This is a genomic window from Ignavibacteria bacterium (assembly GCA_016707005.1).
Classification (GTDB): Bacteria; Bacteroidota; Ignavibacteria; order Kapaibacteriales; family Kapaibacteriaceae; genus UBA10438.
In genome coordinates, this window is the sequence record JADJIQ010000005.1 from 46081 (window position 1) to 59494 (window position 13414).

18 protein-coding genes are annotated in these 13414 nt (G+C 52.7%); 14 read left to right on the forward strand and 4 right to left on the reverse strand.

Annotated elements, in window-relative coordinates; translation table 11 throughout:
- Positions 1-53 precede the first annotated feature (53 nt).
- Genes IPI29_08795 through IPI29_08805 form a run of 3 tightly spaced genes read left to right on the forward strand, consistent with a single transcriptional unit; the run spans position 54 to position 1798 of the window.
- On the forward strand, positions 54-545 hold the full coding sequence (locus IPI29_08795) for a helix-turn-helix domain containing protein (protein MBK7412636.1): 492 nt from the start codon (positions 54-56) through the stop codon (positions 543-545).
- Positions 526-819, forward strand: coding sequence for a hypothetical protein (locus tag IPI29_08800; GenBank protein ID MBK7412637.1), 294 nt, complete (start codon positions 526-528; stop codon positions 817-819). The genes IPI29_08795 and IPI29_08800 overlap by 20 nt, the downstream gene beginning before the upstream one ends.
- 1 nt (position 820) lies before the next feature.
- The gene (locus IPI29_08805; protein ID MBK7412638.1) at positions 821-1798 is read left to right on the forward strand and encodes a sulfite exporter TauE/SafE family protein; all 978 of its coding nucleotides are present in this window, start codon (positions 821-823) and stop codon (positions 1796-1798) included.
- Here IPI29_08805 and IPI29_08810 read toward each other — a convergent pair.
- The 4 genes from IPI29_08810 to IPI29_08825 all read right to left on the reverse strand — a co-directional run bounded on the left by IPI29_08810 (position 1755) and on the right by IPI29_08825 (position 5852).
- Entirely contained in the window at positions 1755-3164 is a 1410-nt protein-coding gene (locus tag IPI29_08810) for a hypothetical protein (protein MBK7412639.1), read from the reverse strand. The two genes, IPI29_08805 and IPI29_08810, sit on opposite strands and share 44 nt — an antisense overlap.
- A 75-nt stretch (positions 3165-3239) precedes the next feature.
- Entirely contained in the window at positions 3240-4352 is a 1113-nt protein-coding gene (gene ald / locus IPI29_08815) for an alanine dehydrogenase (protein ID MBK7412640.1), read from the reverse strand.
- A 115-nt stretch (positions 4353-4467) separates the two neighbouring features.
- The gene (locus tag IPI29_08820) at positions 4468-5409 is read right to left on the reverse strand and encodes a cytochrome b N-terminal domain-containing protein (GenBank protein ID MBK7412641.1); all 942 of its coding nucleotides are present in this window, start codon (positions 5407-5409) and stop codon (positions 4468-4470) included.
- Complete coding sequence (locus IPI29_08825; GenBank protein MBK7412642.1) at positions 5406-5852, reverse strand: Rieske (2Fe-2S) protein; 447 nt, start codon at positions 5850-5852, stop codon at positions 5406-5408. The genes IPI29_08820 and IPI29_08825 overlap by 4 nt, the downstream gene beginning before the upstream one ends.
- A 21-nt stretch (positions 5853-5873) precedes the next feature.
- On the opposite strand from IPI29_08825, the gene IPI29_08830 reads away from it, so the two are divergent.
- From IPI29_08830 to IPI29_08880, 11 genes are all read left to right on the forward strand, one after another.
- Positions 5874-7091, forward strand: coding sequence for a DegT/DnrJ/EryC1/StrS family aminotransferase (locus IPI29_08830; protein ID MBK7412643.1), 1218 nt, complete (start codon positions 5874-5876; stop codon positions 7089-7091).
- A 21-nt stretch (positions 7092-7112) separates the two neighbouring features.
- A complete protein-coding gene (locus IPI29_08835; protein MBK7412644.1) occupies positions 7113-7883 on the forward strand; it encodes a hypothetical protein in 771 nt (256 codons plus the stop codon).
- A complete protein-coding gene (locus IPI29_08840) occupies positions 7880-9214 on the forward strand; it encodes a deoxyribodipyrimidine photo-lyase (protein ID MBK7412645.1) in 1335 nt (444 codons plus the stop codon). Before IPI29_08835 ends, IPI29_08840 begins: the two co-directional genes overlap by 4 nt.
- Positions 9192-10043: a hypothetical protein gene (locus tag IPI29_08845; protein MBK7412646.1), complete on the forward strand. Its 852-nt coding sequence runs from the start codon at positions 9192-9194 to the stop codon at positions 10041-10043. The genes IPI29_08840 and IPI29_08845 overlap by 23 nt, the downstream gene beginning before the upstream one ends.
- Complete coding sequence (locus IPI29_08850) at positions 10040-10246, forward strand: hypothetical protein (protein MBK7412647.1); 207 nt, start codon at positions 10040-10042, stop codon at positions 10244-10246. Before IPI29_08845 ends, IPI29_08850 begins: the two co-directional genes overlap by 4 nt.
- Positions 10243-10539 carry an EamA family transporter gene (locus IPI29_08855; GenBank protein MBK7412648.1) on the forward strand — a complete coding sequence of 99 codons (297 nt, stop codon included), beginning with the start codon at positions 10243-10245 and terminating at the stop codon, positions 10537-10539. The genes IPI29_08850 and IPI29_08855 overlap by 4 nt, the downstream gene beginning before the upstream one ends.
- Positions 10520-10903, forward strand: coding sequence for a DMT family transporter (locus IPI29_08860; GenBank protein MBK7412649.1), 384 nt, complete (start codon positions 10520-10522; stop codon positions 10901-10903). The genes IPI29_08855 and IPI29_08860 overlap by 20 nt, the downstream gene beginning before the upstream one ends.
- The gene (locus IPI29_08865; GenBank protein ID MBK7412650.1) at positions 10857-11456 is read left to right on the forward strand and encodes an SIS domain-containing protein; all 600 of its coding nucleotides are present in this window, start codon (positions 10857-10859) and stop codon (positions 11454-11456) included. The genes IPI29_08860 and IPI29_08865 overlap by 47 nt, the downstream gene beginning before the upstream one ends.
- A gap of 252 nt (positions 11457-11708) precedes the next feature.
- The gene (locus IPI29_08870) at positions 11709-12581 is read left to right on the forward strand and encodes a hypothetical protein (protein MBK7412651.1); all 873 of its coding nucleotides are present in this window, start codon (positions 11709-11711) and stop codon (positions 12579-12581) included.
- Positions 12578-12907, forward strand: coding sequence for an STAS-like domain-containing protein (locus IPI29_08875; protein MBK7412652.1), 330 nt, complete (start codon positions 12578-12580; stop codon positions 12905-12907). Before IPI29_08870 ends, IPI29_08875 begins: the two co-directional genes overlap by 4 nt.
- 14 nt (positions 12908-12921) lie before the next feature.
- A complete protein-coding gene (locus IPI29_08880; protein MBK7412653.1) occupies positions 12922-13101 on the forward strand; it encodes a hypothetical protein in 180 nt (59 codons plus the stop codon).
- Positions 13102-13414: the final 313 nt, after the last annotated feature.

The following is a 13414-nucleotide window of genomic DNA, read 5'->3' on the forward strand; positions in this document are numbered from 1 at the left end:
GAGTCAGCCATCCAATCCCTAGGTTCACGAACATATGTTCCTTATGTTCAGCAATGAACGTTTCGATCAAGCGTGTGTTGTTGGAGCGACGCCGACTCCGTGCTGTGCAACTCTCCCAAAAAGGTTGGCGCGTTACGGATATCGCCCAGGCCCTGAATGTCTCCGTCCCTGCCGTTAGTCAGTGGCTCGCTACCTTCCGAAGCGAGGGCGAAACCGGACTCAAGGCAAGAAAACGTACAGGCGCACCTCGACGGCTCTCACCGCGCCATTCGCTGATGCTTCAAGCGCTCTTGAAGCGCAAGCCGCGTGAAAACGACATCGACGCCGATGCCTGGGATAGGGCACTGGTTCAGAGGGTGATCAAGCGACTCTTTGGCGTGACCTATTCCCATCAACATTGCGGCAGACTGCTCAAGGCGGCGATGGATTCAAAGACGGTTGTCCCACGCGTTACTCGGTTGGAACTCGACGATCTCCTCAAGAAAGTGGATATTGCACGGATTCGCACACGTTTTGGTTCGCGACATGGCAGAAGCCCCCTCTGATATCACAGCTCTATTGCTGAAACTCGACGAAACACTGCGCCTCGCAGCAGAGGCTCAGAAAGCGGTTGCCGACAACGAGCTCCGTCTTGCACAATCGCAAGAATTTCTCTCGGAAAATCAACGATTCATGAGCGAAACTCAAGCTGCCATCTCCACTCGGCTTACCGATATCGTTGGGAACCAACATACGATCATTGGTAACCAGCAAACGATCATCGACAACCAGAACACGATCATCACGTTTCTGAAAATGTTGGCGCACGGAGAGGCTTGACGTGCGCGGTCTTCGATTCTACATCCCCTACGCAACGTTTGTCCTTGTTGGTTTGGCCTTCGTGTACACCACGACAGATGTTTTGCCCTACGTTCTTGCTTCATGGCCAGCCGCCGTTGCAATGGTCTTTGGATCGTTCATTGGTGGTGCAAGTGCTGAAGGGGGCGGTGCGATCGCCTTCCCTGTCTTCACTTTGATCTTCAAGATCGCTCCTGCTTCTGCACGGAATTTCTCATTTGCAATACAAAGCGTTGGCATGGTCTCAGCCTCGCTGATGATCATCGGCAGAGGCATACCGATCGAGAAGAGAGCAGTCTTCTATCCAGCTATAGGTGCCGTGTTCGGTCTTCTCATTGGAACGTTTGGTCTTGTCCCGCTTCTCGATCCAACGATCACGAAACTGTTCTTTGTTTCGCTTTGGATGTCCTTTGGAATTGGGTTGTGGAGAGCAAACCGAAATGCCTCGCGGATTGTTCGGAAGGGTCTGCCCCCTATCCTTACTCAGCGCGACATCTTCAATCTCATTGGCATCGGTGTTCTAGGGGGTATCGTTACGTCGATCTTCGGGAACGGCATCTGTATGGTAACGTTCTGCTTGCTTACCCTCTGGTATGGTATCGATGAACGTATCGCAACACCAACATCTGTGGTCCTCATGAGCGTGATCACCATATGCGGATTCTTCCTGCATGCGGTAGTGATGCAGGACTTTGGTCCGGTGGAGTATCACACATGGTTGGCGGCCGCTCCTGTAGTTGTGTTCTTCAGTCCGCTTGGTGCATTCACCATTTCCTTTTGGAAGCGACTCTCCATTGCACGACTCCTCTACACGATCATCACGGTCCAGTTGTTTGGGGCGTTCTACGTACTTGGGTTCACATTTGAGAATCTGATGTTCAGCGCAGTGGTGATCATCATCGGCACATGGTTGATGATCAGAATCGATAGGTCATCGAACCTACCGGCACAGGGACAGTAGACCGAGAACCAAGTAGGAGACCGAGTGGATTGAAGTCGAACTTCAATTCTCCACGAGACCTTCCTTCATCACGAGGGTTAGACATTGCAAGTCCAAGGCCAAAACCCAGTGCGGCTCCTGCCCAACTGGTGATCGGCGTTATCTGTGATTCTTCCGTGAGAAGTCCGACCCCAAATCCGATCAGACCTCCTGCAAATGTTCCCAGGACAAGCCCAGTACCATCGACTCCTCGATAGTCGAGCCCCTTGACCAGCTGATTACCGATAAAGAGTCCACCTACAGCGCCAACAACGGTCAATCCAGAAGCTACGCGCACATTCAAATCGCTCGGTGATACCGCAGTAAGGAACGCAATGGGTAGTGTGATGCCCAACAACGCTGAAACGGCATAGACAGAGGCATCTGTTGGAGTAAAGTGTTGGTGTTGCCCGAGGGCATTGCCAACGAAGATCCCACCCACTGTTCCGGCTAGAGCCATGCCCGAGGCGAGACGAATTGTAGCGTCTCCCTCAAGGCCTTCCCCCATGATTGCGAAGGCAAGAAGTCCGCCAGTTGCCATCCCATAAAATTCTGTGGTGTTAATAACACTGGCGTGACCTTCCTGGATATCCGTGTTTGTTCCAATCACATATCCAGCGATGGACTCACTCACGCCGGTAAGAACAGAGAGACCGAATCCAACTCGTTCACTTACCTCGTCACCACCAACCAATCCCGCAACAAGCCAACCGTGAATAGCCCCTTGAAACATTCCTCCAAGAGAGAGTGTTACGGCACCTTCTGTAACGGGAGCATTCTTTGTGGCAAGAGCCGGCGCCAAATATCCCAGACCTCCTGTGATGAGGTATACAGCTGCAGCTGTTGCTCCGCTACTCCCTTCATCCGTTAGCCCCAACGCAAACGTTGCAGCTGTTCCATAGTAGAACAAGGACCATAACGTTGAACCCCACAACAGCGCTGAACGCCCGCTCTGATCGATCTCGAATGAGGATGGAATGTATTCGGGGGTGTCTACGTCTGGTGGTCGAAGAAAGTCAGCATCAGCATAAAGTTCTAGGTAGGTCCCAACACGTACGCGGATCGCACGCAGCTCCGACGTTGTGATCACCTTCCGTTCACGGAGCGTTTCTGATCCGTTCTTTCTCAGAATCTCCAGTACAAAAACGGAATCGGACTGACTGAACAACCGCGCTTCAACAAAGCTCTCTGGTCGATCGATCAATTGAATCTTTTTGTTCTGCGTATATGTGAGTGTAACGATCTTCCCACTCTCATCGAACGGGATCTGCGTCTCCACCTGAGCGTAGACCACGCCTGTGGAAAACAGGAGTATTGCGACGAACGAGTATCTGCAGAACATTTTCATGAATACAACCTGCAAAAAAAGACGAAGGCCCCAATAGGGGCCTTCTACGTTTCTTCACTTTTTGATCAACGGGGCTTACAGCACTGACTCAACCGGTGTGTATGGCATTCCGAATGCTTCGGCAACAGCCTCGTAGACGATCTTTCCGTCTACAACGTTCAGTCCGAGGACCAACTCACTGTTGTTCTTGCAGGCATTCTTCCAACCCTGATTCGCAAGCTGTACAGCATACGGAAGTGTTGCGTTGGTAAGAGCGATCGTGGACGTGTACGGAACAGCGCCCGGCATGTTGGCTACGCCGTAGTGCACAACACCGTCAACAACGTATGTTGGGTTTTCGTGTGTTGTTGGCTTGCAGGTCTCTACACAGCCCCCTTGGTCCACCGACACATCAACGATAACGGAACCTTCCTTCATCGTCTTAAGCATGTCGCGCGTAACGAGGTGCGGAGCCTTTGCGCCTACTACCAACACAGCACCGATCACGAGGTCGGCATCCTTTACCGCTTCGCGGATGTTGGCCTTGGTTGACATCTGTGTGATGCAGTTCTTTGGCATCACATCATCGAGGTAGCGGAGACGGTAGAGATTGTTGTCGAAGATCGTCACGCGTGCACCGAAGCCTGCTGCGATCTTCGCGGCATTCGTACCAACGATACCACCACCAAGCACGATCACGTTTGCTGGCTTTGTACCCGGTACACCGCCAAGCAGAACACCACGTCCGCCCATTGGATGCTCAAGGTACTTTGCGCCTTCTTGCGGAGCCATACGTCCGGCAACTTCCGACATCGGAATGAGCAGCGGCAGCGAACCATCGGCCTTCTGCACCGTCTCATACGTAAGACACACAGCACCGCTCTTCACCATTGCTTCGGTGAGTTCGCGTGATGCAGCAAAGTGGAAGTAGGTAAAGAGTGTCTGACCCTTGCGGATGAGACCATACTCTTGAGCGATCGGCTCCTTGACCTTCATGATCATGTCGGCCTGGGCATAGACCTCAGCGGCCGTATCAATGATCTTTGCGCCTGCTGCGATGTAATCATCATTTGTGAAACCGCTGCCAACACCGCCGTTGGTCTCCACGATCACATCGTGACCATGTTGACGGAGCATCTCAACACCACCTGGTGTAAGGGCAACGCGTTTCTCATTTGGCTTGATCTCTTTTGGAACGCCGATCAACATACTCTCTGTCCTTTTTAGGGTTGGGGTTTTTGGAGATGCAAAGTTAGTCAGTTACCTAGTTACGGAGTTACTCAGTTACCTAGTTACGGAGTTACTCAGTTACTTAGTTGCTCAGTTACTCAGTTACGGGGTTACGTTTTCGAATTGGTAGGAATAACAGCGTGAGGGTCAGGGCAAGGAGCAGGTAACCGGCCAATTCGGCTCCAAACCACTCCACAAGGGTATGGAAGGGGCGTATCACCCACCAAGGTTCTGCATGGACCTGGCCGTTGAGGCCGCCTACAACGTCGCGGACGGGCCAGGACTCAAGTGGGATAAAGGCGGTTCCGAGCACCACGGCGATCACTGCGATCGCGGTGATCGCCGCACCTTTCATCGCTGAGAAGGGTTTCCAGAGTGTTGTCGTGAGGGCGGCACCTACGAGGATGTGCAACACAAAGGTGCGGGAGAGGAGGGGGTGATTTGGTTCAACGCCAAAAAGGGTGGCAATGAAGGATCCAAAGGGGGCTTCTTGGAGTTCGTGGCCAACGATGCGACGGGAGATCTCGGCGTATACGTCGTCCGGAAGGAGCCTGCCGGACCACGCTGCAATGAGAACAAGGATAACGGCGCTCACTGCGCGGATCCACGTGGCTGCATCGGCGCGAAACGCCTTACTCACAGTTAGTAGCACCAGCCAGAGGATACTCAGCGTGTAGAGCCACGCAGTGTTGTTGTGATGGATGGTGCGAATGAACTCGCCGGCCGGTGCGTTGGCGATGCTGACGGCCACACTGGCAGCTGCTTGACTTGGCACGGCGTCTCCCCTGCGCGCCGGCACCAGCGTTGGCCGTCCGTCCACACCCAGCGTGTCAACGAAGCTCCCAACAATCTCCAACCGTTGCACGGTGGTGATGCTTGCCAGGGTGCCATCAGGCATAGTGGCGGCACTCCGCGATGGCACATACCACATCGAGAGCAATATCCCAGTGATCACTTGCACAACCACCATGGCGCTCAAGATCAGTCCAAGTCGGGCTGTTGCGGCACTCAATCGGTCCGTCCAGTGCGGGTTCATGCAGAGCCCCTTGCTGGAATACGAAGGAAGAGCTCGCCATTGCTGATACGTGTTTCAAAACGACGAAGGGGCTGGGTGGGGGGCGCTTTTACAGCCGTGCCGTTGAGGTCGAACGCACCGCCGTGACAGGCACAGAGGATCCGTTTGATGCCGAGATCCACCTTGAGCGGACATGATGCATGTGTGCATGTGAGATCGAGTGCGGTGATATCCGGGCCAACCCGAGAAAGCAACACCGCTGTTCCGTCGATCATGATCTGCTTGTGCTGTCCGTCCGGCAGCACCGAATCGATCGGTCCGAGTGCTACCGTGTGACCGTGTTCCTGCTCATCCGGCGTAAGGTAGACACGCAAGGAATGCAGTATTGGAAGAGCTCCAAGAGCCGCACCAATAGCAACAAGCCACGTCCGTCGGTTGGTTCTGCCTAGTTTTGTGGATTCCATACCCTTGATCTGAGACCCTCCATGCCCGTTCCGCTTCTTGACCTAAAGATACAGTACCAAGCACTCAAGCCGGAGATCGATGCCGCGCTTATTCGTGTTGCAGAGTCCCAGATCAGCATCCTCGGACCCGAGGTGGATGCTCTGGAACGCGAACTCGAAGCCTACCTGGGCGTGAAACACGCCATTGGCGTGTCCAGCGGTACCGATGCGCTGCTCATGGCCATGATGGCCTACGATATCGGTCCGGGTGACGAAGTGATCATGCCCACGTTCTCCTTCTTTGCTACGGCAGGATGTGTGTCACGCGTGGGTGCAACGCCAGTGTTCGTGGACGTGGACAACGTAACGTTCAACATCGACGTAGAGCAGGTTCGAAAGGCCATCACGCCACGCACCAAGGCCATCATTCCGGTACACCTGTTCGGTCAGGCAGCTGATATCGATGCACTCGTTGCCATCGGTCGTGAACACAACATCCCGATCATCGAAGACGCAGCCCAGGCCATCGGCACGCAGACAGCAGACGGACGTCGCCTCGGTGGGATAGGTGAGATCGGATGTTTCTCGTTCTACCCTACCAAGAACCTTGGTGCACTTGGCGATGCCGGACTTGTTACTACCAACGATGACGCTCTGAACATCAAGCTCCGTCAGATCCGCAATCACGGCATGGAGCCCCGTTATTATCACAAGATCATGGGTGGCAATTTCCGACTCGATGCGATGCAGGGTGCAGCATTAAGGGTGAAACTCCCCCATCTCCCATCGTGGCATGCCGGCAGACGTCGCAATGCAGCTCTCTACACAAAACTGTTCATTGAGTCCGGTGTTTGCTCAGGCGTTGGTCACACCAAGTTCGACGAGAACAACCTCATCCTCCTGCCAGCTTCGGTTCATGAGGGGGCTTCTCCTGACGTTCACATCTTCAACCAGTTCACCATTCGTTCTGCGCATAGAGATGCTTTGCGGGCACACCTGCAGTCGAAGGGTATTGGCGCAGAGATCTACTACCCGGTCCCCTTCCACCGTCAAGAGTGTTTTGCATCGCTGAATCTTTCCGACGCTGCCTTCCCTATTTCTAACTGTCTTGCGGCCACGGTGCTTGCCGTACCGATCTATCCTGAGCTAACTGAGGACCAGATCCGCGAGGTAGTGGCAACCATTGTTGAGTTCGAGCGTACAATGTCCTCTACGCCGGCAGAATGCGCAGATTGCGCTGAATGTGGCACTCACACTTGATCACTTTTTGTGGAGCTGTTCATGGAACCCAAACCGAACAACGCACAGCATAACTTTCAAATGCATTTCGGATCCCGACAGAAGTCCGTTGGTGGTCAGGTAGTCATGGGCATCATCTTCGTGATCGTTGGAGGCGGGCTCCTTCTCGATGCGTTCAACATCCTCGAGTTCTGGCCACTCGTCAGCACCTGGTGGCCGTCGGCGTTGATGATCATCGCTCTTACGAAGCTTGCAACACGTTCCGGCTCACTTCTGGGCAATGGAATTCTCTTTGCCGTTGGTGCATTGTTGCAGCTTGGACGGTTGGATATCATCGACGGATTCTGGCATGCCTTCTGGCCGATCGTCCTCATCCTGATCGGCGTATCGATGCTTGTAAGCAGAAAAAAAAACTCTCAGCCATTCGCAATGAACAACGAGACGTTTGGCGGGGGTGAAGGCCTTCCGTATGAGCAGGACCGACTGACGACAAGCGCGATCTTTGGTGCAAGTGAAACCCGCGTAACAAGTCGGAACTTTCAAGGGGGCGAGATAACTGCCGTTTTTGGTGGACTCGAAATCGACCTCCGGAGCGCTGAGATCCAGGGCAATCTTGCCGTCCTCAAAGCCATGTCGGTCTTTGGTGGTATCGAACTCAAGGTTCCGCCGCATTGGACCATCCTGGTAAAGGGTACTCCGATCCTTGGCGGCATTGAAGACAAAACAAATCGCTTCCGCGACCCGAACGTTATTGGCCCGACGCTTGTTCTTGATGCCACCGTTGTCTTCGGTGGTATTGAGATCGGCACATGAACATCAAACAAGAACGTATTCGCAACCTCACGCCTTCGTTGACCGCACCGGTCGGCGAAGGCGCTGTTGTGTATTGGGTCAACCGCGACCGCAGACTTCACGACAACTGGGCACTTCTCTATGCCCAAAAGGTTGCCCTTGAACGTCGCGTCCCGCTCCATGTGGTCTTCTGCCTCGTCCCCCACTACCTCGGCGCTACAAGCAGAGCATTCGATTTCATGCATGCCGGGTTGGAGGTGTTGGCACAGGACTGTGCCGACCACAACATCGGATACCACCTGCTCCATGGCGATCCGCCAACCGTGCTCCCACAATGGCTTGATACGCAGAATGCCTCTCTCCTCGTTACGGACTTTGAGCCCCTTCGCATCAAGATGCAGTGGTTGAATTCTATCATATCGGGATCTCGCATCCCCGTGCATCAGGTTGACGCACATAACATCGTTCCGTGTTGGCATGTTTCGCAGAAACAAGAATTTGCCGCCTACACCATCCGACCAAAGATCAACAGGCTGTTGCCGGAATTTTTGGAGGAATTTCCACGGGTGGAACGGCATCCGTGGGGCCCCTCGACTCCGCTCGGGGGCACGGCATGCCGTGCCCCTACCACCGATACCAACCGCCGTGCCCATACCCTCGGCCCCTCGACTCCGCTCGGGGTGACGATCGCGCAATACGTGCATCGCAACGATCCTACAAAAAACGGTCAATCGGGGTTGTCGCCATACCTCCATTTCGGGTTGATCGCCCCGCAGAGAGTAGCTCTCGACGTAAATGCCCTGCCACGAACGGGTGGCGAGGACGATCCTGTGGCGTCGTTTCTCGAGGAACTGATCATTCGAAGAGAGCTTTCGGACAACTTCACGTTCTACAATGACCGGTATGATTCGTTCGAGGGATTTCCGGCGTGGGCTCAACAGTCACTCAACGAACACCGTAACGACCCACGACAATACATCTACTCCTACGAAGAATGGGAGGGGGCTCGCACCCACGATCCGTTGTGGAATGCGGCTCAGCAAGAAATGCTCGTAACCGGCAAAATGCACGGCTACATGCGGATGTACTGGGCAAAGAAGCTGCTTGAATGGAGCGCGTCACCGGAGGAGGCATTGGCCATTGGCATTGCGCTCAATGACACGTATGAATTGGACGGACGGGACCCCAACGGCTATGCCGGTTTGGCGTGGAGCATCGGCGGAGTGCATGACAGAGCGTGGTTCGATCGTCCCGTCTATGGCAAGGTTCGATACATGAATGCGAACGGATGCGCTAAGAAGTTCGACGTGAAGGAGTACATTCGTAGATATGCAAATCCGAAACTTCTCTAGCCTAGCCCTCTTCGTCGCACTTTTTGCCGTTGCGGCAGCGGCACAACCTGTCAAACACGAGCTCAAACTTGGCCGCGGCGTCAAGGAATACGATCGTTACCTCCTGAAGACCACGTACGAGAGCGTGACGCAGACAAAGATGTTCATCAGCGACATGCTCCGCGGTGATACCACAGAGAAGATGAGTGTGATCCTCAATGCGCAGTGCAACGTTGTAAGCGTAACGGTGGATGGTCAGGAAAAGGAGAAGCAGCTTGTGATCCGCGACTTCCGTCGGATCACTCAACGAGACACCGTGGATCTCCTCCCCACCGGCACAAAGGTCCGCTGTTGGTTCTCTGATTCCGGCAGCGCCTACACCATCAATGACGCTCCTGCACCGGATTCCATCGTCAACATCCTTGTTGAGGTCGTCAAGGGCGAAGGGGGCTCGCGTACCGGCAATGTGCTCGATGCAAAGAAGCCCGTAGCGGTTGGCGAGAAATGGAAGATGAACATTGCGGCCTTCCGCAAAGTATTGGGTCCAGACATGAGCAAGCTCATGAAGAAGATCACCGGCGTTGTTACCTTTCGCTCGATCGACTCCACAGGTGCCCAACCAACAGCAACAGTTGCGGCACGCGAAGCGCCGAAGTTCACGTTGGTCTTCGGGCAGGTACCTTCCAATGCATCACTCGTTGCAGACTTTTCACTTACGGTTCCGTTGGATACGCGCTTCCCTCCTGTTGGCTTGACAACATCCACCAAACAGCGCATCGTCACAGCCCAGGGTGTTGCGCGCATGGAGCTTGAGATCTCTACGAACCGAAGCGCATCGTTCCTTCGATGAAGATCCCGGTACATTTACGAGCCATCGTAGCGTTGGTGGTCTGTGCCTTGTTGTGGAGTAGTGGCGGACTTCTCATCAAGACGTTGCCACTCTCGCCCCTTACCATTGCCGGAGCGAGAAGTGCCATCGCTGCGCTTGTGATCTTGGTTGGCAACGGAATGTTCGTCCAACGTGGTCGAAGGCGCAGATCGGCAGTATCGTGAGTTACATGCTCACCGTGATCCTGTTTGTGATGGCAACAAAGAACACCACAGCTGCTAATGCGATCCTGCTGCAATACACGGCTCCGATCTGGGTGGGGTTGTTCAGCGTCTTCGTCACCAAGGAGAAACCTACTCGTATCGACATACTTGCCGTGATCGTGGTGATGAGCGGTATGACGATCTTCTTCCTTGACGCGATCTCTCCAGGAGCCATGCTTGGGGGAAACACCCTTGCCGTGCTGAGGGATCGCCTTTGCCGGTGTTGCCTTATTCATGAGGGCGCAAAAAGGTGAGTCGACTACCGAGAGCATTCTGTTTGGGAACATCCTCACAGCTCTTGTATGTATGCCCTTCATTGAACCATTCGCCGGAGATGCGGATACGCTTGTCAGGCTGGGGATCTTGGGAGTGTTTCAACTAGGGCTTTCCTATGTGCTCTATGCCTGGGCGATCAAGACCGTAACGGCTCTTGAAGCAGTGCTGATCACTGTTTTGGAGCCCCTTCTCAACCCCCTCTGGGTTGGGTTGTTCTATGGGGAGATCCCATCGAGCACCTCCATCGTTGGCGGAGTGATCGTGGTTGCTGCGGTTGTAACGCGTAATTTTGTCCATGCCTCAACCCTTCAACGAGCGTCGCATAGCCGACCTCATCGCTGAGTCCGTTGCCACCAAACAACAACTCGCTTCCGAACGTACATCCGACATTCGAATCTGCGGAGAGATGTTAGCCACGTGTGCTGCATCCAACCGTTTGATCATGTTCTGCGGTAACGGTGGAAGTGCTGCAGACAGTCAGCACCTCGCTGCAGAATTAGTTGTTCGGTTACGGGGCGGGATAGAACGCAGAGCCATTGCCGCCTTGGCATTAACGGTGGACAGCAGCGTCCTGACCGCCGGCGGCAATGACTACGGTTTTGATAATGTCTTCAAACGTCAAGTAGAAGCCTTCGGCACAGAAGGCGACGTACTTGTTGCCATCACCACCAGCGGCACATCGAAGAACATTGTGATGGCCGTGGAAGAAGCTAAGAAACGTGGCGTGCTCACCATCGGACTTCTCGGCGGCACCGGCGGCATTCTCAAGGACATGTGCGATGCCAGTGTGGTTGTCCCATCCACCGTCACCGCACGTATCCAAGAATCACACATCCTTATCGGTCACATTTGGTGTGAAATGATCGAAGAGGCGATTGCGCCGGAGTTGTTCTAACGAGACTACTCTATTGATCTCTTTTGATTTGTTTCGGAATGCAACATGTATCCCGAGACTGGGTTGCAGCGCCTTAGAGTGCAATGCTCTCGATTATACAAATAGACCAAGTTGAACACTATGAAACTACTATGGAAGAAAACGAGGCACCGCGACAGGCGCCAGCGATTAGCAAAGAGGCGGTTTAATCGAACGAGCAATGCGATTAATACCAAGAGGAGGACTGCGCGCGTTCGCGGTAAGACTCACAAAGTGCGTGTATCAGCTCCTTCAAGTTTCGACATATCAAGACATCCTCAAGAAGTTGCCTCTTTTATCCACGATCTAGCGGCAGCCTACGCCAGGTCCTCAAATGTCGTTGTTGATCTTAAGTCAGTTGAATCACTTACGCCAGAGTCGTTGTTTGTATTACAGTCCTTCCTTCTCAATAGAGACTTCTACCATGGTGCTAATCGGAAAGGAACATTTCCATCAAATCTTGAAGTTAATACTCTGATGAAAGAGAGTGGCTTTGTCGGCATGCTTACAGATGATACTGACGCCTATACTTCATCAGATCAATCAAGTCGCATCATTTTCACACAAGACACAAAGGCAGATGGCGAGCTAGTTGCCAAGATTATACGTGATGCTCACAGCAGACTTCAGATAGGTGAGATAGACGAATTGGACTATGAATCATCATATGCGATCCTGATGGAACTAATTGGCAATGTCACTGAGCATGCGGGCGGTGAGGAACGTCTAAGCCAGAAGTGGTATTTGTTTAGTCATTCAAATCCTAAAACACGTTCTGTTTCTTTCACATTTCTTGATCACGGAATTGGCGTGTTTGCCAGTTTGAAGCCGAAGGTTTCTCGACAATTGTGGCATTTACTGATCAAGAAAAATCGAGTGACTCTACTGAGGCGAATGTTTGAAGGGACTGCCAAAGAAACTCATTCCGGTCTTGCTTTTCGCGGTAAGGGTCTGCCGAAGATCTACAATAAGTATCGAAAGGCTGACAATGTGACGAACTTGATGGTTCTTACCCAGGATGTTTTTATCGACTTCAAAGTGAGCAATTCACTACATTTGAAAACGTCTTTTCCGGGAACTGCGATTTTCTGGAGTCAAAGCTGGTGAAACATCAAATAGTTAAAGTTGCCGACTGGTCTATTAATCCTGGTTTGAGGTACCGCTGGCAAAGCACATACTCTGGTCAAGAGTTTTTTGAGGATGTTCTTCGTCAGATTGCAGATGAATGCAAGTCGATTGGTGATCGCTTGATCGTTGATCTGGCTGGAACACGCGGCTATTCATCATCATTCATCGATGAAATCTTTGGGCAGCTTGTCGTTGAGTTTGGCTATGAATGGGTCATTGGCAATGTCGAGACATTGACACAATCCAGACCATGGCTTGCTGAAGAGGCAGTGGCCGCCATGAAAGATCGTCGGGTAAGCAAGTAGGCCGAACTAAGTGGATGCGCCAACTGGGGGATATCATTCAGGCGGCAACAACAATTGCTGTTGCTGCAATTTTTGGCCATCTCATTGTTCGCCGCCTTCAACAACAGGATGCGTTTCATTCAAAACTAGAAAACGAGCTATCTAGAATTGTGGAATCTGCGCGTGATACTGAGACAAGAGTAGCTGAACTCTAGACGAATTATGAACGACACATTGTTTTTTCTGAGAACCAGGATATTATCTATACAGCAGACAACCTAAAGCGTACGTATGAGATAGTTAGAAACGTCATGACCCCAAAAATGGACGATTTACAGCTCACTCAGTTTACTGAGTTCGACCAGGCATTCAATCGATACTTTTCAGTGGTTCGCAGTCTGGACACCTACTTCGACAAAAATGGATTGATTCCTTCATTAAACGCAACTTTGGACCTAAGAGAGCCAACGCACAGGATGTTTGAATCTCTGACTCGAATAATTGTAAAAGTCTAGGATAGGTAGCACG

Bases quoted from the DNA above. Each gene is read 5' to 3' on its own strand.
- IPI29_08865 (MBK7412650.1), top strand. From the start codon at position 10,857: ATGCCTCAACCCTTCAACGAGCGTCGCATAGCCGACCTCATCGCTGAG.
- IPI29_08810 (MBK7412639.1), bottom strand. From the start codon at position 3,164: ATGAAAATGTTCTGCAGATACTCGTTCGTCGCAATACTCCTGTTTTCC.
- IPI29_08850 (MBK7412647.1), top strand. From the start codon at position 10,040: ATGAAGATCCCGGTACATTTACGAGCCATCGTAGCGTTGGTGGTCTGT.
- IPI29_08800 (MBK7412637.1), top strand. From the start codon at position 526: ATGGCAGAAGCCCCCTCTGATATCACAGCTCTATTGCTGAAACTCGAC.
- IPI29_08830 (MBK7412643.1), top strand. From the start codon at position 5,874: ATGCCCGTTCCGCTTCTTGACCTAAAGATACAGTACCAAGCACTCAAG.
- IPI29_08795 (MBK7412636.1), top strand. From the start codon at position 54: ATGAACGTTTCGATCAAGCGTGTGTTGTTGGAGCGACGCCGACTCCGT.
- IPI29_08825 (MBK7412642.1), bottom strand. From the start codon at position 5,852: ATGGAATCCACAAAACTAGGCAGAACCAACCGACGGACGTGGCTTGTT.
- ald (MBK7412640.1), bottom strand. From the start codon at position 4,352: ATGTTGATCGGCGTTCCAAAAGAGATCAAGCCAAATGAGAAACGCGTT.
- IPI29_08845 (MBK7412646.1), top strand. From the start codon at position 9,192: ATGCAAATCCGAAACTTCTCTAGCCTAGCCCTCTTCGTCGCACTTTTT.
- IPI29_08880 (MBK7412653.1), top strand. From the start codon at position 12,922: ATGCGCCAACTGGGGGATATCATTCAGGCGGCAACAACAATTGCTGTT.
- IPI29_08860 (MBK7412649.1), top strand. From the start codon at position 10,520: ATGAGGGCGCAAAAAGGTGAGTCGACTACCGAGAGCATTCTGTTTGGG.
- IPI29_08840 (MBK7412645.1), top strand. From the start codon at position 7,880: ATGAACATCAAACAAGAACGTATTCGCAACCTCACGCCTTCGTTGACC.
- IPI29_08835 (MBK7412644.1), top strand. From the start codon at position 7,113: ATGGAACCCAAACCGAACAACGCACAGCATAACTTTCAAATGCATTTC.
- IPI29_08820 (MBK7412641.1), bottom strand. From the start codon at position 5,409: ATGAACCCGCACTGGACGGACCGATTGAGTGCCGCAACAGCCCGACTT.